Annotated in this window: 21 protein-coding genes and 1 riboswitch; of the genes, 8 read left to right on the forward strand and 13 right to left on the reverse strand. The window is 40.9% G+C overall.

Annotated elements, in window-relative coordinates:
• Window positions 1-81: 81 nt before the first annotated feature.
• A complete protein-coding gene (locus L1D51_RS11930) occupies window positions 82-3,234 on the reverse strand; it encodes an efflux RND transporter permease subunit (RefSeq protein ID WP_175081015.1) in 3,153 nt (1,050 codons plus the stop codon).
• Between the two features lie 3 nt (window positions 3,235-3,237).
• Window positions 3,238-4,410, reverse strand: coding sequence for an efflux RND transporter periplasmic adaptor subunit (locus tag L1D51_RS11935; RefSeq protein ID WP_055020814.1), 1,173 nt, complete (start codon window positions 4,408-4,410; stop codon window positions 3,238-3,240).
• Window positions 4,411-4,568: 158 nt separating this feature from the next.
• On the opposite strand from L1D51_RS11935, the gene L1D51_RS11940 reads away from it, so the two are divergent.
• A complete protein-coding gene (locus tag L1D51_RS11940) occupies window positions 4,569-4,817 on the forward strand; it encodes a YkgJ family cysteine cluster protein (RefSeq protein ID WP_054562006.1) in 249 nt (82 codons plus the stop codon).
• Window positions 4,818-4,984: 167 nt separating this feature from the next.
• Here L1D51_RS11940 and L1D51_RS11945 read toward each other — a convergent pair whose 3' ends face one another.
• From L1D51_RS11945 to L1D51_RS11965, 5 genes are all read right to left on the reverse strand, one after another.
• A complete protein-coding gene (locus L1D51_RS11945; protein WP_239963741.1) occupies window positions 4,985-6,823 on the reverse strand; it encodes a TonB-dependent receptor plug domain-containing protein in 1,839 nt (612 codons plus the stop codon).
• Between the two features lie 163 nt (window positions 6,824-6,986).
• Window positions 6,987-7,541 (reverse strand): DUF4136 domain-containing protein, encoded by a 555-nt coding sequence (locus L1D51_RS11950; RefSeq protein WP_239963742.1) that lies wholly within the window; start codon window positions 7,539-7,541, stop codon window positions 6,987-6,989.
• A gap of 163 nt (window positions 7,542-7,704) precedes the next feature.
• Window positions 7,705-10,491: an AAA family ATPase gene (locus tag L1D51_RS11955; protein WP_239963743.1), complete on the reverse strand. Its 2,787-nt coding sequence runs from the start codon at window positions 10,489-10,491 to the stop codon at window positions 7,705-7,707.
• Window positions 10,491-11,036: a condensin complex protein MksE gene (locus tag L1D51_RS11960; protein ID WP_054561687.1), complete on the reverse strand. Its 546-nt coding sequence runs from the start codon at window positions 11,034-11,036 to the stop codon at window positions 10,491-10,493. Before L1D51_RS11960 ends, L1D51_RS11955 begins: the two co-directional genes overlap by 1 nt.
• A 2-nt stretch (window positions 11,037-11,038) precedes the next feature.
• A complete protein-coding gene (locus L1D51_RS11965) occupies window positions 11,039-12,313 on the reverse strand; it encodes a hypothetical protein (RefSeq protein WP_055196777.1) in 1,275 nt (424 codons plus the stop codon).
• Between the two features lie 148 nt (window positions 12,314-12,461).
• Here L1D51_RS11965 and nhaD point away from each other — a divergent pair, with 148 nt between their 5' ends.
• Window positions 12,462-13,712: a sodium:proton antiporter NhaD gene (nhaD, locus tag L1D51_RS11970; protein ID WP_054551492.1), complete on the forward strand. Its 1,251-nt coding sequence runs from the start codon at window positions 12,462-12,464 to the stop codon at window positions 13,710-13,712.
• Window positions 13,713-13,800: 88 nt separating this feature from the next.
• A riboswitch (Lysine riboswitch) is annotated at window positions 13,801-13,973 on the forward strand.
• Between the two features lie 81 nt (window positions 13,974-14,054).
• A complete protein-coding gene (lysC, locus tag L1D51_RS11975) occupies window positions 14,055-15,434 on the forward strand; it encodes a lysine-sensitive aspartokinase 3 (RefSeq protein ID WP_055020817.1) in 1,380 nt (459 codons plus the stop codon).
• On the opposite strand, the gene L1D51_RS11980 is transcribed toward lysC, so the two are convergent.
• Entirely contained in the window at window positions 15,411-16,148 is a 738-nt protein-coding gene (locus L1D51_RS11980; protein ID WP_239963744.1) for a 4'-phosphopantetheinyl transferase family protein, read from the reverse strand. The genes lysC and L1D51_RS11980 overlap by 24 nt on opposite strands.
• A 148-nt stretch (window positions 16,149-16,296) precedes the next feature.
• On the opposite strand from L1D51_RS11980, the gene L1D51_RS11985 reads away from it, so the two are divergent.
• Window positions 16,297-17,622: a sodium-dependent transporter gene (locus L1D51_RS11985; protein ID WP_239963745.1), complete on the forward strand. Its 1,326-nt coding sequence runs from the start codon at window positions 16,297-16,299 to the stop codon at window positions 17,620-17,622.
• 153 nt (window positions 17,623-17,775) lie between these two features.
• Here L1D51_RS11985 and L1D51_RS11990 read toward each other — a convergent pair whose 3' ends face one another.
• Together L1D51_RS11990 and L1D51_RS11995 are read right to left on the reverse strand one after the other, a co-directional pair.
• Window positions 17,776-18,759: a 2-hydroxyacid dehydrogenase gene (locus L1D51_RS11990; RefSeq protein ID WP_239963751.1), complete on the reverse strand. Its 984-nt coding sequence runs from the start codon at window positions 18,757-18,759 to the stop codon at window positions 17,776-17,778.
• The gene (locus tag L1D51_RS11995; protein ID WP_054551485.1) at window positions 18,725-19,240 is read right to left on the reverse strand and encodes a glutathione peroxidase; all 516 of its coding nucleotides are present in this window, start codon (window positions 19,238-19,240) and stop codon (window positions 18,725-18,727) included. Before L1D51_RS11995 ends, L1D51_RS11990 begins: the two co-directional genes overlap by 35 nt.
• A 114-nt stretch (window positions 19,241-19,354) precedes the next feature.
• Here L1D51_RS11995 and L1D51_RS12000 point away from each other — a divergent pair, with 114 nt between their 5' ends.
• Window positions 19,355-20,236: an NAD(P)-dependent oxidoreductase gene (locus L1D51_RS12000; RefSeq protein ID WP_239963746.1), complete on the forward strand. Its 882-nt coding sequence runs from the start codon at window positions 19,355-19,357 to the stop codon at window positions 20,234-20,236.
• Between the two features lie 37 nt (window positions 20,237-20,273).
• Here L1D51_RS12000 and sbcB read toward each other — a convergent pair whose 3' ends face one another.
• Window positions 20,274-21,719 carry an exodeoxyribonuclease I gene (gene sbcB / locus L1D51_RS12005; RefSeq protein WP_239963747.1) on the reverse strand — a complete coding sequence of 482 codons (1,446 nt, stop codon included), beginning with the start codon at window positions 21,717-21,719 and terminating at the stop codon, window positions 20,274-20,276.
• 265 nt (window positions 21,720-21,984) lie between these two features.
• Here sbcB and L1D51_RS12010 point away from each other — a divergent pair, with 265 nt between their 5' ends.
• The 3 genes from L1D51_RS12010 to L1D51_RS12020 all read left to right on the forward strand — a co-directional run bounded on the left by L1D51_RS12010 (window position 21,985) and on the right by L1D51_RS12020 (window position 23,198).
• Entirely contained in the window at window positions 21,985-22,167 is a 183-nt protein-coding gene (locus tag L1D51_RS12010) for a hypothetical protein (RefSeq protein WP_054561679.1), read from the forward strand.
• Between the two features lie 73 nt (window positions 22,168-22,240).
• Window positions 22,241-22,825 carry a hypothetical protein gene (locus L1D51_RS12015; protein WP_239963748.1) on the forward strand — a complete coding sequence of 195 codons (585 nt, stop codon included), beginning with the start codon at window positions 22,241-22,243 and terminating at the stop codon, window positions 22,823-22,825.
• Window positions 22,818-23,198, forward strand: a complete 381-nt coding sequence (locus L1D51_RS12020; RefSeq protein ID WP_239963749.1) for a hypothetical protein — start codon at window positions 22,818-22,820, stop codon at window positions 23,196-23,198. Before L1D51_RS12015 ends, L1D51_RS12020 begins: the two co-directional genes overlap by 8 nt.
• A 13-nt stretch (window positions 23,199-23,211) precedes the next feature.
• Here L1D51_RS12020 and L1D51_RS12025 read toward each other — a convergent pair whose 3' ends face one another.
• Window positions 23,212-23,631, reverse strand: a complete 420-nt coding sequence (locus L1D51_RS12025) for a hypothetical protein (RefSeq protein WP_239963750.1) — start codon at window positions 23,629-23,631, stop codon at window positions 23,212-23,214.
• An 83-nt stretch (window positions 23,632-23,714) separates the two neighbouring features.
• Entirely contained in the window at window positions 23,715-24,656 is a 942-nt protein-coding gene (locus L1D51_RS12030; protein WP_054561675.1) for a sodium-dependent bicarbonate transport family permease, read from the reverse strand.
• Window positions 24,657-24,717: the final 61 nt, after the last annotated feature.

The raw sequence follows: 24,717 nt of genomic DNA on the forward strand, positions 1-24,717 counted from the left end.
GATTTATAGGAACATCTTTTTAAATAAAAAAACGCTTGGCAAATTTATTGCCAAGCGTTCGGTTGGGATCGTGAGAGGGGCTTAATTACTGGTTGTTTGTAATTTTGCTTCTGGCTCTGCTTTTTTACCTCTTAGCTTGCCAATTAAGCGTTTAAAGTCTTCTAAGGCGACGTACTGACAAGGGATTAAAATAAGCGTAATGACCGTTGCAAATAACACCCCGAATGCTAGAGATACAGCCATTGGGATAACGATTTTTGCTTGTAAGCTTGTTTCCATAATGATTGGTAATACACCAATAAAGGTCGTTATTGAGGTCAGTAATATCGCTCTAAAACGACGCGCACCGGCTTGCATCACGGCCTCTTTGATTGCTACACCTTCGGCGCGAGCTTTATTGACAAAGTCGACCATCACTAGCGAGTCGTTTACGACCACACCTGCAACCGCGATAATACCAAATACTGACAAGCTGCTCATTGTCATACCTAAAATCATATGACCGAACATTGCACCAATTACACCAAATGGAATAACCGACATGATGATAAATGGCTGTGAGTACGAACGTAGTGGAATAGCAAGTAACGCAAAGATAATCATCATTGATAAAGCAAAATCACGTACTTGTTCTGCCACACTGTCCATTTCTTCTTGAATACGACCTGCCACATTACTTTCTACACCAGGGTAGCTTTTCAGTAGGCTAGGTAAGTATTCGTCACGAATTTCTTTTGCAATGGCAAATGGTTCAGCTTGGTCTGTGTTAACCGCAGCCCAAACGTTTACAGTACGTTTAGCGTTTTCACGACGAATACGGTTTACACCATCCACAATGTTGACTTTAGCAACTTCAGCAAGCGGTACTTCAACACCCGTTGGTGTAATGATACGTGCATCTGTGATGTCACTTACTGCGTTTCGCGATTCACGAGGGTAGCGGATCATCACTTTAATCTCTTCACCGTCACGTAAAATACGTTGTGCTTCTAAACCGTAGTAGCTAAAGCTAACTTGTGATGCCACATCTGAAAGGGTTAACCCTAAGCTGTAAGCAAGCGGTTTAAGTTCAAGTTGAACCTCGTCAGTTGCAGATTGGAGCGAGTCATTTACATCACCTACGCCTTGCATGCTATTTAGCTTTTCTTTTAACTTTGCAGCCACTTCTTTGAGCTTATTGATATCTTTGCCTTCTAAGCGAAAGCTAACATCACCGTCATCACGGCCGCCATTCATGATACTGTCTTCAATATTCAGCGTTTTCACACCTGGCAGTGGTGGCATTTGTTCGCGCCACATTGCACTTAACTGGAAAGTATCAATAGGGCGTAAGTCCGGTTCGACCAAAATCGCCATAATGCGTGCACTTGTACGACCACGTAAACTAACCGATAAGTCGCGGATCATCGCTTGACCATATTGCTCTTCAAGTTGTTTATCGACATCTAAAATCAGCTTTTCAATGGTTTGCGCTGTCTCAAGGGTTGCTTGCTCAGAAGAAGATAAATTCATTTCAACTGAGATACGCGGGAAATCATGTGGAATTTTAGGGTTCGCAACAAATTTCACTAAGCCACCAGCGAACATACCGCCACTAACAATAAGCACACAGATAAAGCCAACAATCACGGTGTAACGGTAATGAATACAGCGACCAATAAATGGTGTGTAGTAATTATCAACAAAGTTCTTTAAGCCATTATCCATACCTAAACGTAAGCGATGTAATGGATTTTTAGGGTTCGCAGGTTTATTTTTCATGGCTGCTAAGTGAGCCGGTAAAATTAGTTTTGACTCAATTAATGAAAAAATTAAACATAGGATAATTACACCACCAATGGCTTTAGAAAACGCAGAGCCAGGTCCTGATGCCAATGTTTGTGGTAGGAATGCGGCAATTGTGGTTAACACCCCAAAGGTTGCAGGAATAGCAACGCGTTTTACGCCGCGCACTACGTTATCTAGGCTGTGACCGTGTTTTTCAATTTCAGCACTGGCAGACTCACCGACGACGATAGCATCATCAACGACTATCCCGAGCACCAGTATAAATGCGAATAAAGAAGCTAAGTTAACAGTGATATCAATAAAGCCCAGTGGCATCATTAAAAATGCACCTAGGAATGACACAGGTAAGCCCATCATTACCCAAAACGCTAAGCGTAGTGGTAAAAATAGCGCCAGTACCACCATCACTAAAATACCACCCCAAATCATGTTGTCGATCATCATGTTTAGACGACCTTCAAGGTAGTAAGTTAAATCAACAATCGGTGATAGTTTTACGCCTGCTGGTAACTGTGGTGCTTTATCTGCTAGATATTTTTTTAATACCGCAGCAACTTTAGTGATATCTTGATCTTTCGAAGCATTTACTTCAAAAGTTAGTGAGTTTTTACCGTTGTACTTAGAGTATTGTAAGCCTTCTTCAAAGCCGTCATTAATTGTTGCTACATCACCTAAGAAAACTTGTGCACCATCTGGTAAGTGTAATAAAGGCAGATTTTCGAACTCTTTACCACGATACGCTTGATTTTCAACACGCATCGAAATGTAGCCATTTTCAGAGCGAATTTGACCTGCAGACATATTGGCAGAAAAGCTGCGAACGGCTGTGGCAATATCACGGAAAGTTAAACCATACTCACGTAGTTTATCTGGGCTGATTTCAATGCCAATTTCGTAGTTTAAGCCACTGTAAAAGTTGACCAAGTTAATTTGTGGTAAAGCTTGTAGCTCATCTTTTATATCGTTACCAAGTTCTTTGAGTTGGTAGTTACTCATATCGCCATACAGCGCGAGTATCATCACTTCTTGCTCAAACTTTTCACGGCGAACAATTGGGCGTTCCATCTCTGCAGGGAAGGTATTGATTGAATCAACCTGCATCTTGATTTCATCGAGTACTTCTTGTGGATCGTACTTTTCTTCGATTTCTATCCAAGCTTGTGAAAAACCACGGTTCGAATAGGTAATTAAACGTTTAATGCCTTCGAGACCTTCTAATGACTCTTCGACCTTAATGGTGATGCCTTCTTCTACCTCTTGCGGCGCAGCCCCCGGATAAACAGCTTGAATACTGATCCAGTTACTTTCAAATTGTGGGAACATTTGCTTACGCACCGACATTGCTGTCAATAAGCCTCCCACTAAAATGAAAATCATAAGTAAGTTTGCTGCTACTGGGTTGCGAGCAAACCAGGCAATAAGCCCTTTTTCTCTGTGCGTGGTCATGGCTTATTCCTCTTTTAACGCTAACTGCGTTGTTGGCACACTCAGTTTTGCGTCATCTAGCTTGACCGCCATGCCTTCAGTTGGGTATTCAAGTGCCGAGGTAATAAGTTGCTCACCATTAGCAAGGCCATTATCGGCGATCACCATGCCATTTTGTTCGCGAACGATGTTAAGTGTTTTAAAGGTAAGCGTTTCGCCATCTTGTAAAACAGCGACTTTTTTGTCTTTAACTAAATGGTGCGGAACAACAATCGCATTATCCAGCGCACGGCCTTCGATAGTGGCATTAATGTATGAGCCAAAACGTAATGGCTGCTTTTGCTCATAAGGCGTTGCTACTTGTGCTACTAAGTAATTCATGCGGCTACGTTGGTCTACAACTCCTTCGCTACGTACGATAGTTGCTTGCCAGGTTGTTTGTTTACCTGCAAATTCAGCATTAATTGATACGCTTGCACCAATTCCTTGGTTATTTAGGTATTGCAGATCTTTATCAGCAACAGGTAAACGAATTTCGGCCAGTGACGTTGAGCTCAGACTACCAAAGCTGTTACCAGGGTTTACTACACTGCCTAAACTAATTAGACGCTCGTCAATAATCGCGTCGTATGGTGCTTTAATATATGTACGTTCAAGATTACGTTTAGCTCGTTTTACACTCGCTTGCGCTGCACGGTAACTTGCAAGTTTTTCAGCAAGTTGTGGTTTACGTAAATAAAGCTCAGATGGAATAACTTGGTTTGAGTCACCTTTGATGCGGTCCCACTCAGCTTGCGCAACTGACACCTGTGCACGTTCAATCTCGAGTGCAGAGCTTGCTTGTGCCAAACCGGCTTCAGCTTCAATGAGTGCCGCTTCGTAATCATTTGGGTCAATACGTGCTAGAATGTCGCCTTGCTTAACAAATCCACCTTGTACAAATTGATCTGATAACGACACAACCTGACCACTCACTTGCGCAACAAGTTCAGTTTGGTTTTTAGGTTTAACAATACCGTATGATTTTACATCAAGGGTAATGGCGTCAAAGCTTAACGGTTTAATTGATACAAGCGGGCGCAGATCTTGTTCTGGTTTTTCGACTGGCGGTTGCTTCATAGAGGCAAATGCGAATGCCATTCCAAGTCCGCCGACTAATACGGCGATAGGGAGAATGATTTGTTTTTTACTAGCCACGGGATAGTCCCTCACGGTTGACGGTAATTAAAAATAAATTTGATAGGCTAAGCATACGCAATAAAGTGTTTACAAGGCGTTTGAAGATGTAACAAACCATTACACATATTACAAAGGCGCTACAAAGGTTCTATAAGAGGTACTCAATGACAGATAAAATGGCATGTAGATTAGGCTGTGGCGCCTGTTGTATTGCACCCAGTATTAGCTCACCGATCCCAGGAATGCCCAACGGCAAAGCAGCGGGAGAGCGCTGTATTCAACTTGATGATAATAACCTATGTAAATTATTTGGTGATGAATCAAGGCCTAAGGTGTGTAGTGACTTTTCTGCCACGATTGATGTGTGTGGCACCACTAACGAACAAGCACTGTATTTAATTACTGAACTTGAGCAGATGACTTAAAAAGATTAAACCATTAACACTTTTTAACGGTTGCTGGGATCAGTTGTGTTTTATAGCTTAAGTTTTCTTTATGGCGTTTAATATAATTTTGGTTATGGTTTGATAGATATCTCGGAAAGTAACGTGACACAACAATGCCAGTCAAGTGACTGGCATTATTGTTTTACTTACCACGTATAGGTAGCGCTAAGAGTGTATTGTTCGCCGCGGCCTGGGGTACCCGGTACTTCTTCGAAAGATTCATCCCAAATGTTGTCAGCTGCAAAGGTAACAAACACATTATCAAGCTGAGCTGGGGTGAATTTTAGCGTTAACTGCGTGAAGAAGGCTTCATCATCAGAGTTACGTAAGCGGTTACTATGTTGCTTACGCCATTCGTTATCGATACGCAGCTCAAGCACATCCATTGGTTGCCATACTGCACCCAGTGTTACACGGTGATCAGGGTAGTTAAGCGCATAAAAGCTCGCATCAATATCTGCCGTGCCATAGTCTTCTGATTTTTCTAAATAGGTATAGCTGGCAATTAACTCTGTGCTTTCGAACGTTTTATTCGCTAAAAACTCAACGCCTAAGGTGTCTATATCAACCGGGTTTGCAAAACGTGCAGAGGTTGCATCAAAGCGATATGTCCAATCCGTAAGGTTTTTATCTTTACGGTAGAAAATAGCTGAATCTAAGCGCCATGAAGACTGTTCAATCAGTAAACCTAATTCAAGGTTATCGGTGGTTTCGCGCTCAAGGCTGTAGTTACTTCTGAATAATCCGCCCGTTTCACTGCCGCCGATGGCGGTATAACCGGGAACTTGTGATGCTTGTGCGTATGACGCATACCAAGTATGTTCACTGCCATTTTGAATAGCTACTTTAAGGCTGGCATCGGCAATAAATGAGGTATCTGAGCTATCACGGTTCGTATCATCAAATGCAGCACCAACACGTAAAGTAAGCTCTTTGTTCGCTGTAAGAGCTGTCTTGTACTCAGGCAAGATACTTAGCTTGGTGTAATTGCGTGATGTAAAATTGTTTTCAAGAGACGTTGATTCAATTTCATCAGCAATAAATTGGCCAGCATAATTAATTGCATAGTGGTCATTTAAACGGTGGCGTCCAGAGAGTGCCAATGACTTAACCGTGGTTTCGTGAAACGCTTCAAAAATAGCTGGGTTTTCACGAGATAAAACGTAATGGTCGTTATGTTTACGATAATAACCAGTCACTTCAAGGCTATTGCTCTTACCATACATTTGCTTGTGATTGAGCATGAAAAGCTTGGTTTCAAGATCTTCGGTTTCGTTAAAGTTAAATGGCGTATAAAGGTTTGGCCAACCAAAAAACTTCTCTTGGCGTCCGAACATTAAATCAGTTTGTGAGGTAAAGCTTGCAAGCTGAATACGCGCTGAGGCACGTTCGAAGTCGTGGTCGCCATTATCAATTGAGCCATCACTTTTTGAGTGAGAGTATTCCCCTTCAAAACCTAATCGCCAATCAGGTTTGCTATCAAGCTTTTGGCTATGGGCAGCATGAATGCTTTGTAAATTAAAGCCATTCGTACCTGTGCCAAGAGAAACGCTGCCAGTACTTGTGATAGGGCGCCAGCCAAATGAAACCGTACCAACCGAGTTATTCATACCATAAAGGGCATTATCAGCACCTGTAAGCACTGAAGGGCCTGTTAGCATCTGCGGCGCAATTGGAATTTCAGCAAAGTAGTGACCAGATTGAGGGTCAAATAATGTACTGCTACCAACACGAAAGCCAGTATTTTCGAAAATACCACCACGAATGGTTACATCAGCTTGTGCTTCAGCCATATTGCGCGATTGCAAATCGACACGCGGGTCATATTCTAAGTTTGATACTGGCGCATCAAAAGTACCTACAGGTTCTTTATTTGCGGTTGCTGAAACTTCAACGGTGATTTGTTCAATATTGTTGGTGTCTTCTGCTAGCACTGAGCAAGTGACGAATAATGCGGGAAGTGTAAGCTGTACTGCGCGTACCATCTAAAACTCTCTTGATTTTGTTTAATCTGGGGTAGTGGGCTAGTTAGGCGCACTGAAAATTGCGGGTATTGTATCTGAATCACTGAGTTATACCACTCCAACCAGATTTAAACAGGCAATAAAAAACCGCGCTAATTGCGCGGTCTTTTAACTAAAACAGTGTTTAGTTTTGATTAATTGATTGCGGTGGGAAGTTACTTAGAATGTTAGCAACAGTCTCTTTGATAACTTCAGTGCGCTTTTCAGGTGATTGGTTCTTTTGCAAACGACCTTCTTTAGCACCACGCCAAACTAATTGGTTAGAAGCACGGTCTACCACGTCTAGAATTAACGTACCCACTTCATATTCGCGAGTGGTTGTTTGCGTGTTATAACCCATACCCCAGTAATTCCAGCGTGCGCCGTAACCTACGTTGAAGGTATCTACATCAATTTTAGTATCAACAGAGGCATGATAGTTAATCAGTACATCTGCTTGTGCTAAATCAACTAGCCTCATACCGCTTTTTTCAAGTTCAGCATTTACAGCGTCACGAACACGTTTTTCCATTAAAGGGCTAATTTGGTAGTTCGCTACGTTTTTAGTCAAGCTGGCATTAGGTACCCAAGAGAAGGTTTTATAATTGCTAAAATCTGCTGATTTGTCGTAATCCCAATCAGGCGTTTTAGCACAAGCCGCTAAAAATAATACAGCCGTCGCGATTAATAAGTTCTTCATATTGTTTGCTCCTTGGCAAAATTTCCACTACTTGATTGATAACATAACACAAATAATACTCAACTGAATGATTATTTAAAAACTATGGCACATTTACAAAAAAGTACTGTAATAGTTTGTAAACATAGTCACCCTTGACTGAATCAATGATTAATTTTTGTAATTAAACGGTGTGTTCCACCTCTATCCAGTCTTTTTCATCCACCCAGTTTTGTGCACCATCTTTAACAGTACGAATAGGGACGATGTAATCACAGCTAACTTGTGGTTTAACTGAGGCAAAAATCGGCACAAAGCCAAAGCTTAGCGCGGTTTCGATAATTGCTTTTTGGTTTTGTGGATCTATATCAGCTGCTTCATCGATATAAATCGGAATACGATACAAGTTTTGTTCTTGGTCGCTTAATAAGTAACGAATAAACAGCATGCCACAAAGTAGCTTAATGGTGATACGGGTACCGTTAGAGCCGGCTGAATCAATTTTTTCGAAGTGCTCAGTTTCACCAGCACGGTTTACTACTTCAAAACGAATATCAAATAAGTCGGTCAGTGTTAAACCGGCTTTTTCTGAGGCAAGCTTAATCAAATGATCTTTCGCTTCGTTTACCGCAGACTCGCTATAAGGCTCTTGGCTTAATAGGTCGAGGGTATCGCCTTGCTCAAACTGATTTGAGGTACTAATAATGGTATCAATGCTATCAACCAACATCTTGCGCGGAATAACATTAATTTTGAATGCTTGAAGGTTAGAAATCCGATGCTGACTAATGCCTTTATTAAAGCTGTTCATTTCGCGGCGTAGGCGGTCTAAGTCTTCACGCAAGCCCTTAATAGTGGCGGCTACTTCGGTTAACGCAACTCGGCCTTGACGTTCAACCGCATCGCGCTCGTTATCGATGTTATGAAACGCGCTGATGAGCTTTTCGTATTTAGTAAACTCATCGTTTTCGTTATCAAATTTAGTAATACCCGCATTGTAAATATGCATGTAGGTGTTACGTACGTTGATATCAAAGTTACGTAGCTCTTGGCAGTCTTTGTTAAAGTGATGAATGAGGTCACTTAAGTTATCAAAATCAATATTGATTTCAATCATGTATGGAGTGACTTTGCCTGAGTAAAAATCAAGCGTGTGATCGATACGTTCAGATTTAACTTGACGCAAACGGTCAGCTTGGCGGGCAAGCAGATCTTTTTTCGACTTGATAATTGAGCGACGATCGCTAATTGAGCCACTGTTCTTTTGAATATCTTGCAGGTAGTCGTCAACTTGCTCGCGCTCTGCATTTAACTGCTCTTTTAGCAGAGTTTGTGCATCGACAGATTGCTGCATCACTTCAAATTGTTCAAAGCGTTTTAATGCTTCTTCTGAAGCCATTAGCTCATCATATAAGGCATCTTTTTCTTTTTGTTTTTCGGCCACATTAGCAGCGACTTCGCGCTGTTGTTTAAACTCTTTCAGTGAGTTTTCAAGAGCAGCGAGTTGCGCGGTTAATTGCTCTTTATTTTCGCCCGTTTGCATTTGCACTGGGCTTAGCTTTTTAAGTTTAATCGTCGCGCCAGGAAGAGTCAGTACACCGCCTTTCACATTTGCCGATAATTGCTCTAAAAACTCACCAAAAGCATCTTCGTCTGTTATATCAACATCACCATTGCTGGTGGTGGCAAACGATAAGATATCTGGGTTTAGAATACGCGAAATTTCTTCAACTTCTTTTAAAGACAAATCTTCGCGCATACGGGTGAATAAATTGAACTCGAGGTTCTTTAACTGCAGTTTTAAGCTCTTAATTTGCTTTTGTGTTTCGCTGATACGGTAATCTAGCGTGTGCAAGCTTTGACCTTGAGCACTGCTTAATGAATGCGATAGCGATTCATAATCATGTTTAAGCTGAGTAAGGCTTACTTTTAAAGTGGCTTTATTAACTAGTTCAAACTCAGATTTAAGCGCTCGATAGTCTAAAAACCATTGTTCAATTTGTGTTTGCTTACGTTCAATATCACGGGATTGCTGAATATACAGCTGCTGCTTTTGGTCGAACTCATGCTTTTCGTGTTCAATATCTTCAAGGGCAATATTGAGCTCAGTGAGTTGGTCTTGTTGATAGGTTTCAAAGTCAATCAGTGCTTGGTCAATTTTTGGCGCATAGGCTGCAAGTTTGCCTTTTAAAACCGTTTGGTTTTCAAGCATTGATTCAAGAGCTGCAATTGGCTCTTGCATTGACTCAAGGGCTTTTAATTCACGTTTAGCGCGATTCACTTTATCGAATGAACGTCGCCATACCTCATAAAAATCAACCCGTGAGTTTGACATATGGCGCTCAAATACGCGTAACATAAAGCGCTTAACATCACTGGCACCTAACTTATGCAAGTTAAGGATACGGCGGAAAATTTCTTTGTAAATTGCTGAATCTTGCACGTTATTGAGGGGGATCATCTTTAAGTTGATATCGCCATCAAATGGGGTTGCGCCGCCAGTGAGTAGGGCGTTTAGCTCCTGCGCTTTTAATTCAATTGGATTGAAACCTTGCTCTTTTAAGTGATTAAAAAGCTTGGTGAATTTTACAATGGTTTTGCCTTGAGTGTAGTGATCAAGGTTCAACTTACTTTGGTAACAAAAAAACTGATGCGCGTAACCGGCAATTTTACCAAGGCCGGCAACACCAATCACCACAGGGCCATTAGGCAGGTCAGCTTCGAGTAAAATATAGGATTGATCTGACGAAAAGTAGAATTTTCGGGTTTCGTCTAAATCGTGGCCATCCCATTCTGTTAAGCGCAAATCATTAATCAGTGGAAATTGCAGGGCATTAATTACCGAGCTTTTACCGGTATTATTCGGTGCACAAATAGAGCTACTTTTATCCAGTGGGATCACGCATTTTGCATAGCCTGCGGTATTTAAAAGCGCAAGTTTGCTGAGTCCGTATAGGCTTTGGCTTTGCATTAGTCGTCATCTCCTAGGTAGGTTTCTTCGTTTACTTCCATTAATGCATCGATATAACGATAAATAGGTGCTTGCAGCATAAAGCCGTTTTCTACTTCGCGAGCAAGACCTAAACGTACCATACGTAGATAAACGTCTTTACGTAAATCTGAGCCTGAGAAGATTTCTAATTGATCAAACAGGTGCTTGTTGATTTGCACTAAGGTTTGCATCAGTTCAAGGTCGTTTACTTCGTCAAACAAAGCACGCATTGGATCTTTACCGGTATTGGCATAGTGCTCAATTAAGATGTAGATAGTCAGTGCGATGGCACGCGAAATTTTCCCCATGTTTGGGGTGCTTTCGTCGCTGCCAAAATAGTAAAAGCCACGGCTATCATGTTGTAGGTCATGGCCAAGGGCGTTAAATAACGCGCGATAAGCATCAATGTGTTGGTCAAGCTCTTGCCACATCAGCGTGTCTTGTTCGCTAATGTGGTAGCCTGATGTGAGCTTTTTATTAATAGCTTGCAGATGCGTTAAATCATCTAAATTAATATCTGTCATGGTTATTGCTCTGTTGCTTTTTTATCGTCAGCAATCGATGAGTTAAATGGGTAAAGAGAGAAGTGTTGCTGGGCAATTTTTATTTTTACTTTCTCTTGGCTTTGGCTGATTTCAAGGTCGCCATCGCTAATCAATTTTTGATACAAGAACAGCATTTCGTCAGCTTCTAAGTCTGGGTAGCTTTCATCTAAGAAACTAAGCAGCGGCTGAGCTTTTTTGCTGGCTTTTTTAAAGCGTTTTCTAAATTGTGTTTTAACGTCGTTGTAATCAGGAATATGCGGGCTTTGATAGGCGGGCACATCATCATGTTCAGGAAGCTGATATTCATCGTGCTCAAAGTCAACTAAGCCTGCCATATAAGCCACGATATGACGTTGCTGACCAAGTGAAAAACGTTGTGCGTCTGAGACAAAGTTAGGCTGTACTGCACTTAACATGTTATCGACGCCATTTTTACGCACTAAACCAAGCACTTTAGCCGCTTGGCGAGTAATTAGGTTGTTGCGACGTAACTCTTCACGTAGCGGCATCAGCATATCGGCGCTTTTACGTAAGCTTTCACGGCCAACTAAATGCATTTCTAGAATACGAGTACGTAATTGTTCAAGCATGCGCTTATCTTGATAGGACTTACCAAGGCGGTCAATTTGTTCTATTTGCGCGCTAATTTGTGCTTCGATGGTATTAAAGCAAGCATGGAAGTCACCACGAATATCAACCATTTCAAGCATAGGCTCGATGTATTCATCGAACGCTTCAATTACAGCCTGATAGCGTTTTTGCAGTGATTGCACCGCGTTATCAGCTTTCGCTTGCTCAACAATATTTAAAATTGCGTTTTCATTGTGGGCAAATAATTTCATTATTTTGCGTACCCGATCATCCATAATACGGCTGAAGCGGCGAAGCTCGTCGTAATCTTCAATTTCACCGGCTTTAGCAAGGCGATTACCAAGGCGAGCTAAATCATCAACAAGCACACTAATTTCTTGGGCAAGACCTAAGTGTTCTTCTTGTAGCAAGAAAGTCGCAAAATCGGCGATCGCACGGTTGATTTCTAACTGCGATGATTTTGCCAGTGGAATGATAATATCTTGATTCAATAAACGATTTGTTTCTTTATAAATGCGTTCATTTGACCATGAAGGTTGTTTTTGTTTTATCGCATTTTGTACGTCTTTCAAGCTGAAATCAGCCATCTTAAAACGTTTAAATAGCAGTTCTAACACCCCCCAATGTTCAGTAAGGGTATTTAATAACTTTTTAGCTGGGATCATAAGGCTCCAGTAAATTCAGACTTTGGTGTTAGCGATTAGTATTAAATTATGTAATTGAGAATAGTTTTATGCTTTCTATGCTGCTAGAATCCGCGCCGAAACACTCGACTTACAATTTTTACATTATTATAAAGGTTGTTCAAACACCATGGTAACCCCACTTATCCTAACCCTGATAGCGGTGGCATTTTTGCTTATCGTTATAGAGGATATTATCCATGTAAACAAGGCCAAAACGACGCTTTTTTTTGGCACTTTATGCTGGATTATCTTATTTATCTCTCCAATTCATGGGCAAAGCCCAGAAACCATACAACATCAACTGGATCACAACATATTAGAAATCGCGACTTTGTGGCTGTTCTTAATGGCTGCGATGACCTTTGTAGCGTATTTAAACTCTAAAGGTTTTATCCAGAATATTGTTCATAAAATTATGCCAAATCAAATCAGTGAACGAAAGCTGATGTTTCTGATTGGTGGGTTTGCGTTTCTATTTTCATCTATTTCAGACAACATAACTGCAACTTTAATCTCGCTTGCGGTGGTGATGTCACTTAAGTTAGATCCTAAAAAATTAATAAAATATGCGACCTTAATTGTATTTAGTGTTAATTCGGGTGGGGTGTCGTTGATTACGGGTGATGTTACAACCCTGATGATTTTCTTAGACGAAAAAGTCACGATTGCTAATCTACTATTATTAATTGCCCCTGCACTGACAAGTGTTGCACTGCTCGCGGCGATGTTGTCGGTGGGTATGTCGGGTAATGTTGTGTTTGAAAAACAAGCAGCCCGTCGTATCGAAAAGACAGATATTACCATTGCGGTTATCTTCTTCTCGACGATTATTGCTACGTTAACTTTGAGTGTGCTTTATAGTGTGCCGCCGTTATTAACTTTTTTATTTGGTTTATCTCTGATGTTTTTGGTTGCGCAATTCTTAATGCGCAAAAAAGACGTTAACAAAAAAATCATCGATTATATTCGTGAAATTGAATACGACACCTTATTGTTCTTCGTTGGTGTGTTATTGCTGGTTGGCGCATTAAAAGAAGTTGGTATGCTTGCTAAATTTACTCACTTATATGAGTTGATGGCACCGGAATATGCCAACTACTTGATGGGGCTATTATCAGCGGCGGTAGATAACGTACCTCTAACTGCAGCACTTTTAAAAGCTGATATTGTGATGAGTCCTCAGCAATGGCTGTCGTTTACTTACGCAACTGGGGTCGGTGGCTCAATGCTTATTATCGGCTCTGCGGCAGGTATTATTGCCATGAGTAAGGTTAAGGCACTGACCTTTATGAGCTATCTTAAAATGTCGGTTTATTTATTAATTGCTTATACCGTTGGTTATTACGGTTCGCACTTAGCGGGCAGTTTAATTTCATAAAACAACTTGACAGCTAGACGTCTAAACGTTAACTTTCGAAGCCTGCTTTTAACAGCAGGCTTTGTTATTTTAACCAGGTGTTAACTTAACATTCAGAAGAGGTGCGATACTTAGGTAATTAATGTGAGGTGACGAACGCCGATGACCATTAATGAGGGAAGTACTCGCCGAGAAAATTAACCGGACGTCACGGTTATTTTTCGGTTTATGGGGCTGAATCCTCAAAACTGTCACCAAACTAGGTGGAGAGCTTCTGGCATGGACTACTCTTTATTTTCAAAGCACCCCCTTGCCGAGTTCTTCTTGAATTACTGTGGATAGTTTTCCACAAAAGGAGACGACATGAATACCCAATTAGCCGCCAACACAAAATCAGATTACGTTGTTGCAAAATTTGGTGGCACCAGTGTAGCTAACTTTGATGCTATGAGCCGCTGCGCTGAAATCATTTGTGCTGATAATCAAGTACGTATTGTTGCTGTGAGTGCCAGTGCAGGCGTGACAAACCATTTAGTTGCATTGTGTAAAGCTGATTTGAGCGCGGCTGAGCGTGATGAACATATTACTGGTGTGGTAGCCATTCAAGAAGCAATTTTGGCAGAGCTGTCACTGGATGCTGATTTAGCACATGGCTTTAATGAAACGCTTAAGGCTTTTCAAAAGCTAGCATCAGACGGGGCTAAGTCAGTAGCAGATCAAGATGAACTACTTAGCTTTGGCGAGCGTTTGTCATCGTATTTATTTACTCAAGTATTACGCGGTCAAGGTCTTGATGCGGTGCGTTTTGATGTACGTAAAGTGCTAAAAACAGATAGCCAATTTGCTAAAGCTACCCCAAATGTTGCAGCAACCGCTGCGGCTGCAAAAGAGCATTTAGTGCCGCTACTTGATGACCATGTTGTGGTAACTCAAGGTTTTATTGGTAGCAATGAGCACAATCAAACGACCACTTTAGGCCGTGGTGGTTCAGATTACAGTGCTGCATTACTCGCTGAAGCAATTAACGCAAAAAGCGTGCATATTTGGACCGATGTTGTGGGTATTTTCAGTACTGATCCGCGTTTATGCGCTAAAGCAAGCCCAATTGCACGCTTAAGCTTTGATGAAGCGGCAGAAATGGCAACGTTTGGTGCAAAAGTACTGCACCCGGCAACCATTTTACCTGCAAGCCGTAGCCATATTAGTGTGTTTGTTGGTTCAAGCCGTGAACCGCAGTTAGGTGGTACATGGATTGAAAAAGAAAAATCTCAGCAACCAGGTATTCGTGCCGTAACACAGCGTAAAAACCAAATTCTGTTAACGGTTAAAAGCCCTGAAATGCTCCTAGCGAGTGGTTTCTTAGCGCGTGTTTTCACCATTTTAAGTGAGTTTAATATTTCGGTTGATTTGGTTACTACCTCCGAGATCAGTGTTGCAATCACTTTAGATAACGCACCAAATGCATCACGCCCTGAGCTTGATCAAGCTTGTTTAGATAAGCTTTCTGAGTTTTGTCATGTGTCGGTTGAGAATAACTTAACGCTGGTGGCTTTAATTGGTTCTGAAATTCAATTACGTCAGCAAGAAATGAACTTAATGCAGGTATTGAGTGATTTTAATATTCGTTTAATTTGCCACGGTGCAAGTAAACATAACCTGTGCTTCTTAGTTGAGCAAAGTGAGTCAGATGAAGTCGTGCAGGCTATTCACAGCCGACTATTAGAAAGCCAAGTCGCGGCGTAAGTCGTTAAAATTAATAAAAGAGCACTGCCAGTCAGTGCTTTTTTGTGCCACAACACTTATATCAAAGCCTTCAACAGAGTTACTACTCGCGCTGAAATTATGTTTGCTCAATTCTTCAAATACATTAGGAGCAAGTAGTTTCGCAATTGGCTGAGCACTTGCTTTGGCAAGCGACTCTTTTAATGTCCAAATTCTAAAAAAGCACTGTGCCTGTTCATCGGGAGCGTCAAAACGGCTAATTAAGTCAACTTCATCTTGATGATAAAAATGCTTTGCGAGTTTGATAAAAGGGCGAGGCTTACTGCTTTGTTCAATATCAAAACCAAATAGCTGCTGTTCAGGGTTAAGGGCTGCGCCAATTAAACCATTCGAATGTGATAAACAGGCCCACACAGGTTCTCTGCGTTTTGTATGTAATTTGAGCTTACTGTCTTTGTCATCAAACTGGCTCGATATTTCATTGAGGGCTAAATCATCATGAGGGTAAGCATGTTGATACAAATACTTTAACGTTAGGCGAGTCGCTAAGTACTCTTGCTTAGCGCTAGGAATTTTGCGTTTTTCAAGTACGCTTAATTCAAACTCACTGAGTAATTTATCAAGGGGTAAACTTGCAACATCAATATGTGTTGCATCCATCAGCATAATTTTTTTGACCGTTATTTGGCTTTGCTGCTCGATGATAAGAGTATTCGAAAAGTAGTCACTGCTCATGGTTTAACGCTTACACGAAGGCTCGTATTTAGTTTTGTTTATTTTTACAGCAGATGCACATTTATAGGCATGAACAAACGCAAATAGTTTACGCAGTTGACTGTAATTATGGTTTAATGATGAAAAATAATAACAGATTTGTAGATGTATGGCACAAGTTCGTGACGGCTTTCAAAGTCGATTAGGTTTCGTTTTAGCAGCTTCTGGTGCGGCGGTAGGTTTAGGTAATATTTGGGGCTTTCCAACACAAGCGGCAAACCATGGCGGCGGTGCATTTTTACTTGTTTACTTCATTGTTATCTTCTTATTGGCGCTTCCGGCTCTTTATACTGAGCTGTATTTAGGCCACCAAGCGCAAGCGAATCCAGTAAAAGCATTATCTAACGCGTGGCAAGACACAGCGCCTAAAGTGGGGGCAGCAGCTGGTTATATTGGTCTCTTTGGTGCGGTTGTGATGTTAAGCTTTTATTCGATAGTTGCAGGGTGGATGCTCGCTTATGCGCTTGAGCCAGTCGCAAGCTTCTTTGGTTTTACTGAGTTAAGTAACTTTTTACACAGTGACTCGATGGCACGTAATTTTGTGTTTACGCCACTGATGCTTATTCTTACAGCGAGTATTATTTTAAAAGGCGTTAAATCAGGTATCGAAACTTGGTCACGCCGCTTAATGCCATTATTGCTAGTGTTATTAGTGGCATTAATTGCTTATATCGCCACCCTAGACGGTGCGATGGATGGCTTTGCAGCCTATTTAGTGCCAGATTTTAGTCAAATTTTTGATGCAAACTTAATTATTGCGGCAATGGGACAAGCGTTCTTTTCATTGTCGTTAGGTGTTGGTTGTATGATGGTTTACGGCTCTTATTTAAAGCCAGATGCGAACCTGCCTAAATTAACTGGAACCGTGGCACTGCTTGATACTGGTGTGGCCTTTTTAGCGGGTTTATTGATTATTCCGGCTATTTTTGTTGCTCAACACAACGGTGTAGAGGTATTTAGCGGCGGTAAATTGGTCGGTGAAGGGCAGTTAATTTTTGCGATTTTACCTGAGCTGTTTAGCACGATGGGCCAAGTGGGTTTACTCGTTGGCTTATTATTCTTTGTTTTAATGTCGATTGCCTCAGTGACATCAACCATCTCATCGACCGAAATTCCAGTAGCATTTTTAGTTGAGAATCACAGTGTAGAGCGCAAAAAAGCGACCTTATTTGTAACGCTAATCGTGTTTATTGCCTCATCACTTATTATTTTAAACTTTGACTGGTTATTTGGTTTAGTCATTATGGTGCTCACACAGTACCAATTACCTTTAATGGGACTGTTCTATTTCATTACTGTTGGCTGGTTATGGCAGCGTGGTAATAAATTGCATCAAGTATCGAGCGGTCCTCATTATTGGTTTGCCCAGTACATTCGCTTTGTCTGCCCGTTATTAATGACGGCGGTTTTTGTGAACGTGGCGTTGTTGAAATAGAGTCTTGAGTTGCTAGTTGCTAGTTGCTAGTTGCTAGTTGCTAGTTGCTAGTTGCTAGTTGCTAGTTGCTAGTTGCTAGTTTTAAGTGAAAAGACAAAAAGTAAAAGGCGTGGGGTTAAACCTCACGCCTTTTTAATTTAACGGGCGCTTGCTTTAAATAACTTCGTTAGTTAATGGTAAGCCTTGGCTTATCTCATTAGCACTTTGTAATGTGGTGCAGGCTATTTCGCTAAGTGCTTCTTGGGTGAAGAAGCCTTGGTGGCCTGTCACTAACACATTCGGAAAGCTAATAAGACGTGAAAAAATATCGTCTTGCATGATTTCTTCACGGTGATCTTTAAAGAATAACTCTGACTCTTGCTCATACACATCAAGCCCTAGGTGTCCGAGCTTTTTAGACTTAAGCGCCTGAATACATGCTTGGCTATCAAGAAGTGCACCACGAGAGGTGTTAATCAGCATGACACCATCTTTCATTTTCTCAAATGCGCTAGCATCAATTAAATGATGAGTATGCTCGTTGAGCGGGCAGTGCAATGAGATGACATCACTTTGTGTGAGTAAAGTGTCTAAATCGCACAGGGTATAAGGGCCTTCACCAGCCATTGGGTCACAAACGAGTACCTTAGCTCCAAAGCCATTTAATATATTTACCAGCGCTAAACCGATTTTGCCGCAGCCTATAATCCCAATAGTTTTTTTAAACAGATTAAAGCCAAGTAAGCCGTTTAAATCAAAGTTACCTTCACGTACGCGGTTAAAGGCTTTATGGGTTTTTCGATTGAGCGTTAGCATAAGGGCAATACAATGCTCTGCTACTGCTTCTGGGCTATATGCAGGGACGCGGCAAACCTTGATGTTATGCTCTTTGGCAGCATCAAGGTCTACATTATTGAAGCCTGCACAGCGTAATAAGATTGCTTTAATGCCAATAGCCGCTATATCTGCAATGACGTGTTTGTCGACCGTATCGTTTACAAACACGCACACTGCATCGAAACCTTGGCAGAGGGGCGTGGTATTGCTGTTTAAGGATTGCTCAAAATAACTGAGCGAAACAGACTCAGCGTATTCAGTTAGATTCCTTTCAAAAAACGGTTGCTCATACTTTTGCGCACTGAATAAGGCCAGTTTCATCATTTAAATTACTCTCTATCACCATTTTGAGGGTTTCGGGTTTGGTGCGCGGGGCATATCGCGCAACGAGTTGACCCTCTGAGTTTATAAGAAATTTGGTGAAATTCCATTTAATTGCACGGTTTTGTGCAATTCCACGGGTATGACACTTTAAATAATTAAATAACGGGTGGGCGTCTGGGCCGTTGACTAACACCTTGTTAAAAATAGGAAAGCTGACATCAAAGTGTTGCTGATAAAAGGCTTTAAGCTCATTGCCATCAAGTGGCTCATTGTGGCCAAATTGATTGCAGGCAAAACCGAGTACGGTAAAACCTTGCTGTTTATATTCTTGATACAACTTTTCAAGGCTTGCCATTTGAACTGAAAAATTACATTTGCTGGCAATATTGACGATAAGCGCTGTTTTTCCTTGTAACGATTCAAGGCTAAAGTTTTCACCAGAAGCAAGCTGGGCATTGAAACGATATATACTATCCATGTTTTACCTGTGTGTTTTTAAACGGTTTAAATGAACTTTTTTTCATTCGCTTTTTAGTTATTCGGTTGAGATAATGAAATTGTTACTAATTTATCACTCAAATAGGTCAGTTTTATGTCAATGAAAGTCGCCTTCATCGGATTAGGTGTAATGGGTTACCCAATGGCGGGTCACCTTGCCAACGCAGGTCACAGTGTGACAGTTTACAACCGCACAACGGCTAAAGCGCAAAAGTGGGTATCAGAGTATCAAGGTGAATACTCTGAAACGCCAAGTGAAGCCGCAAAAGGGGCTGATATCGTTTTCATGTGTGTAGGCAATGATGATGATTTACGTTCAGTTGTTTATGGTGAAAATGGTGTGCTAGCAAGCATGCATGAGGGCAGCTATTTAGTTGACCACACTACAACATCAGCTGAAGTGGCACGTGAAGTGGGTGCTCAAGCGAAACTACAAGGTATCGCATTTTTAGATGCGCCGGTTTCTGGCGGTCAAGCGGGTGCAGAAAATGGTGTATTAACTGTGATGGTTGGTGGCGACGAAGCCGACTTTAATGTTGTTCAACCTGTCATGGCTGCTTTTAGCCGTTTTAGCCAATTATTAGGTGAAGTAGGTTCTGGTCAACTTTGTAAAATGGTAAATCAAATTTGTATTGCTGGTGTGGTGCAAGGCTTGGCTGAGGGTTTACACTTTGCAAAACAAGCTGGCCTTGATGGTGAAAAAGTAATTGAAACCATCTCTAAAGGCGCTGCAGGCTCATGGCAAATGGAAAACCGCTACAAAACAATGTGGGCTGGCGAATACGAGTTTGGTTTCGCTGTTGATTGGATGCGCAAAGATTTAGGCATCGCTTTGGATGAGGCAAAGGCAAACGGCGCAACTTTGCCGATGACGGCAACAGTTGATCAATATTACGCCGATGTACAAGCTTTAGGCGGCGGCCGTTTCGACACCTCTAGCTTATTAGCGCGTATCGAAGCGTTACATAAAAAGTAATATTCATAAAAAACGCGACAATAATTGTCGCGTTTTTTTACATGCTTTGTGCGTAATTGTACAAGGCTTTTAAAATATGCAGATTTTTCTCGTTATCATCATTTTCATGAGCTAGATTTTCAAGGGTGATCATGAAATCTTGGCCACTTATCGACGGGCTATCTTCGCCATGCATTAGCTTGTTTTGGCAATACTGGCGCCAAGTGGCTAATTCATCTTGGCTAAGGGTGTGTGGCCAGTTTCGCGCGCGGTATCTAAATAACAAGGTAGCAAACTTTTTATCATCGAAATCAAGCTGCATTGAGGCTAATTGCTCAGGTGTTGCATCACGTATCATAGCAAATTTTGCTTTATCAGCATGGCTGGTAAAACCATCATAAAGTTGATAATCAGGGTTAGTGGTTTCGCCGTAATCACGCTGCTCGTTAAACACTTCGGTTACTTTGTCGCGAAGCTCAGTGTTGGCTTTTAAAATAGCGAGATTTTGTAAGCACTTTTCGCGGTCAATACCTAAACGGGCTGCGTTCTCTGGTAACAAGGTTTTTGCTGGTGCGAGAATAGGACACTTATTTAAATGCACGAGTTTTAAGCCTACCGGTGCTTCATCTTCGCCAAGGTCGCTGTGTTTTGTGTAAAGACGCGTTCGTAGCTCTTTAACTGATAAATCTAATAAGACTTGCGGATCTTCAGTTAAATTAAAGCAAATAATGGCGTTTTTATTGACTGGGTGAAAGCTCATTGGTGCAATCCAGCTGGTGCAGCCTTGGCTTGCCGGAATTCGTGATGAGGTGTGCACCAATGGTGTCATGTTAAACACATCAACTAAATCAGCCAGTGGTTTTTTAGAACGTAAGCTAAAGAAAAACTGATACAACTTAGGTTGTTTTTCTTTTATTAATTTTGCCAACGCTATGGTTGCCGTTACATCACTTAAAGCATCGTGAGCGGCAGCGTGCTCAATGCCATTGGCAACGGTTAAATGCTCGAGCTTAAAGCTCGGTGACCCGTCTTCTTTAAGCGGCCATTCAATGCCTTCTGGGCGAAGTGCATAACAGGCACGCACTAAATCAATAATATCCCAGCGGCTATTATTGTTTTTGTATTCACGCTCGTATGGGTCATAAAAGTTACGATATAAGCTGTAACGTGTGACTTCATCATCAAAACGGATACTGTTATAGCCCGCAACACAGGTATTAGGCTGGCTAAATTCAGCATGTATCTTTGCCATAAACTCAGCTTCAACTAAGCCTTTTTGCATCGCAACTTGCGGGGTAATACCCGTTATTAAACACGCTTCAGGGTGGGGCAAGTAATCGGCAGCTGGCTTGCAATACTCAATTAACGGCTCACCAATAATATTCAAATCGAGATCGGTACGAATACCTGCAAATTGACTTGGGCGGTCCTTTTGCGGGCTTGCGCCAAATGTTTCGTAGTCGTGCCAATAAATTGTTGGTTGCTGTTGTTCTGGATATGCCATGCATTAAACCTTGCTAAGCGTAGGACCGCTTTGACTTATTTTTTGAATTAACAGAATTATGGCATAGAGCCTAGCTAGTTTATAGAGCTAAACGGTTTGATGCCGTTCAGCGTACGTTTTGCATACACGGTTAGTATAAAAAATGGCCTAACGGTTTAATTTTATGCTTATATAGGGTCTAGTCGTTAGTTTTTACCCAAATTTGTATTTTAGTGGCTCGGTATTTGCTAACGAAAACTATCTTTAACAATGAAGGAACAAAAAAATGACTTTATCAGCTTTATTACTATCTACTTTAGCATTCGACGCAGCACCAGTTTCAACTAACTCAGTTGAGCAAATTAAAAATTCAGGTGGAATCATAATTCTTAACCCTAAGAAAAAAGAAGAAAATCTAAACAACTCGGGCGGAATCATCATTCTAAATCCTAAAAAGAAAGAAAACTAATACATAAAACCAGCTAAGAGCTGGTTTTTTTTTATCTAACATTCTAACATGAAAGAAAAAAGAGTTTGCGCCTGTGGAGTTTCTGCAAGAGCTTTATAATAAGTGGCTCGTTATTAAGCCATATACTGATACATTTTCCTTTCAAGCTGTAATCGCAACTAGTTACTTGATAGCTTTAATTAATTCATTGCGAAAAGCTTTAAAAGAAAAAGAATTTTTTAGCAACTTCATCACTATTGCCAATGTTTGCGCTAACTATTTATTTACAGCTTTGATGATGGAATATGCTTTGGAGTATGTGAAGAATCATAATTCAGCAGCAAGTGCACAAAATGTATATTTAGGATTTGTAATTGCAAATTCAGTCATGCTTATTATGATGTATAAACTTCATACAATGTTTAGTTATAAATTGAATGATTTATTTTTCAAAGTTTCAAAACTTTTCATTATTCTAACTCTGTCTCACTTAATTATTTGGGTGAAATTTGTTGTTCTGGATTTGCAGCAAGAATTTGCGCAGATACATTACGTTTACAGCTTTATTGTGTTGTATATCAGCCTTGTACTATCATTTATAATGCTTTTTCCTGATGTATTACGGACCAAGTTTGGGTGTATAGTAACATTTAGTTTACCGAGGGATCGTAATGCTTGAACTAATTTACATAGCCATTGCCCTTTTAGCCATCTTGCTGATTGCAAGTACATGGTTGATTGCGCGCAAAAATATTTTTGAAGATCAAATAAGGTCTAAGTCTGTTGAGGTGGTTTGGTGCACGTTACAAGCCGAGCATGAAACAGATATCAGCAAAGCAATTAAACTATTCAATAAAGCTGAACAACTAAAGAGCGAAATTGCGACCTTAATGGGCACTTCACCGCACGCTGCACATTTTAAATTAGCAGAACCGACTGGGCTTGCTAGCGATAAAATAAAGGAGTTATCGCTTGGAGAGCTGCAGCGATACTACGATAAGCAAAACAACATATCTGACATTTACGAAAAAATGTACAAAGGTAAGAATTAGTAAAAAAGCCAGGTTATTTAACCTGGCTTTGTATTTTTAGCTCTTTTGCTATTTGTTTTAGCTGAATATCTGCAAGTTGACTAAGTGCTTCTTGCGTTTGATTTTCACCCTTAATTAACCCCGCCATTGATAGCTTTTTTATACTCTTGATAATACCGTTACTCACTGCTTCTAATACCGGCCCATCGAGTGTAGCTGTGGTTTGGTTATTACCATTAAGTAGTGAATCAAAGCTAACCTCAGAAGCTTTAGCCACTTCATCAATTAACTCATAAGGAACAGTTGCAAGCTCAATACTTTGCTCACAAAAGCCACGTTGTAATGATAAATGTTGCTCTAATTCTAAATTATTTTGCACCTGGCAAAGCGTACATAAGCGCATAAAAATATCACTTACATGCTGTTGCTCAGTGCTAAGCGTTTGATTGAACATAGCATGTCCTTGCACTGCTTTTTTATTTATATTAAACGACTTTTTAAAAAATCTCATGCATAAAGTGATAGTTAGCGAATCTTTTAATTCATATACAATGCTATTTGATGATACAAGCCAATTCCTAGTAATACATTGAAAGGAAAGGTAATACCTAAAGAACATAACATGGCTAAGCCTATATCAGCATCAGGAATCGCTGCTTTAATAGCCGCTGGAGCAGCAATATAAGAGGCACTAGCAACTAGGCTTGCTAATATTACTACCGAGCCCAGTTCGAGTTGAAGGGCAGTACCAACACAGACGCCGATAGCACCCAATAGGTTAGGTGTTATAAGTGCAAATAATGCTAAACGCCAATGATGCCATGGAATAGGGCGCAGTGTTTGTGCAGCCATTAAACCCATTTCGAGCAAGAATAACGCTAATACAACTTTAAAGCTGTTTGTTAAAAGGCTAGTTACTTGGCTGCCTTGTTGTGTGCCGTACATCATGCCAATAATTACACCACCTACAAGCAGAATCACGCTTTTGTTAGTCAGTGTTTCATGCCATAGCGCTTTGAGTGATAGGTTTTGCCCAGACCCATTTCCCAGACGGCGGAATAGTAACAAACCAACGATGATGGCAGGTAACTCAAGCATTACTAAGTAAAGCGTGACTTCAGCACCCACATTAAGTGAGTTCGATTCGGCATATGCTAAAGCAACGGCGAATGTACCTGCACTTACTGAACCATAGTGGGCGGCAATACTTGCGCTATTAGCAACAGAGAGGTTTAGCAGTTTGTTTAAAACTGGGTAAAGCATTAAAGGTATTAAGCCGCCAAGCAGTAACACAGCGCCCATTTCGGGTAAGAGTTGCCAATGTAAATTGCCATGTAGCACCATGCCGCCTTTTAAGCCAATGGTGAGCATCAACAATAGGCTAAGAGTTTCATAGGTTGCTTGCGGAATTTTTAGGTCAGAGCGAAGTAATCCGGCTGTGAGTCCTAAAACAAAAAACATTACAACAATATCAGGCACTTTGTTTTCCTCTTGGTTAAAAGCGCCGCTATTCTAGATAAAAATTCACATAGTAAATAAT

The organism is Pseudoalteromonas shioyasakiensis, from assembly GCF_022398475.1.
GTDB lineage: Bacteria > Pseudomonadota > Gammaproteobacteria > Enterobacterales > Alteromonadaceae > Pseudoalteromonas.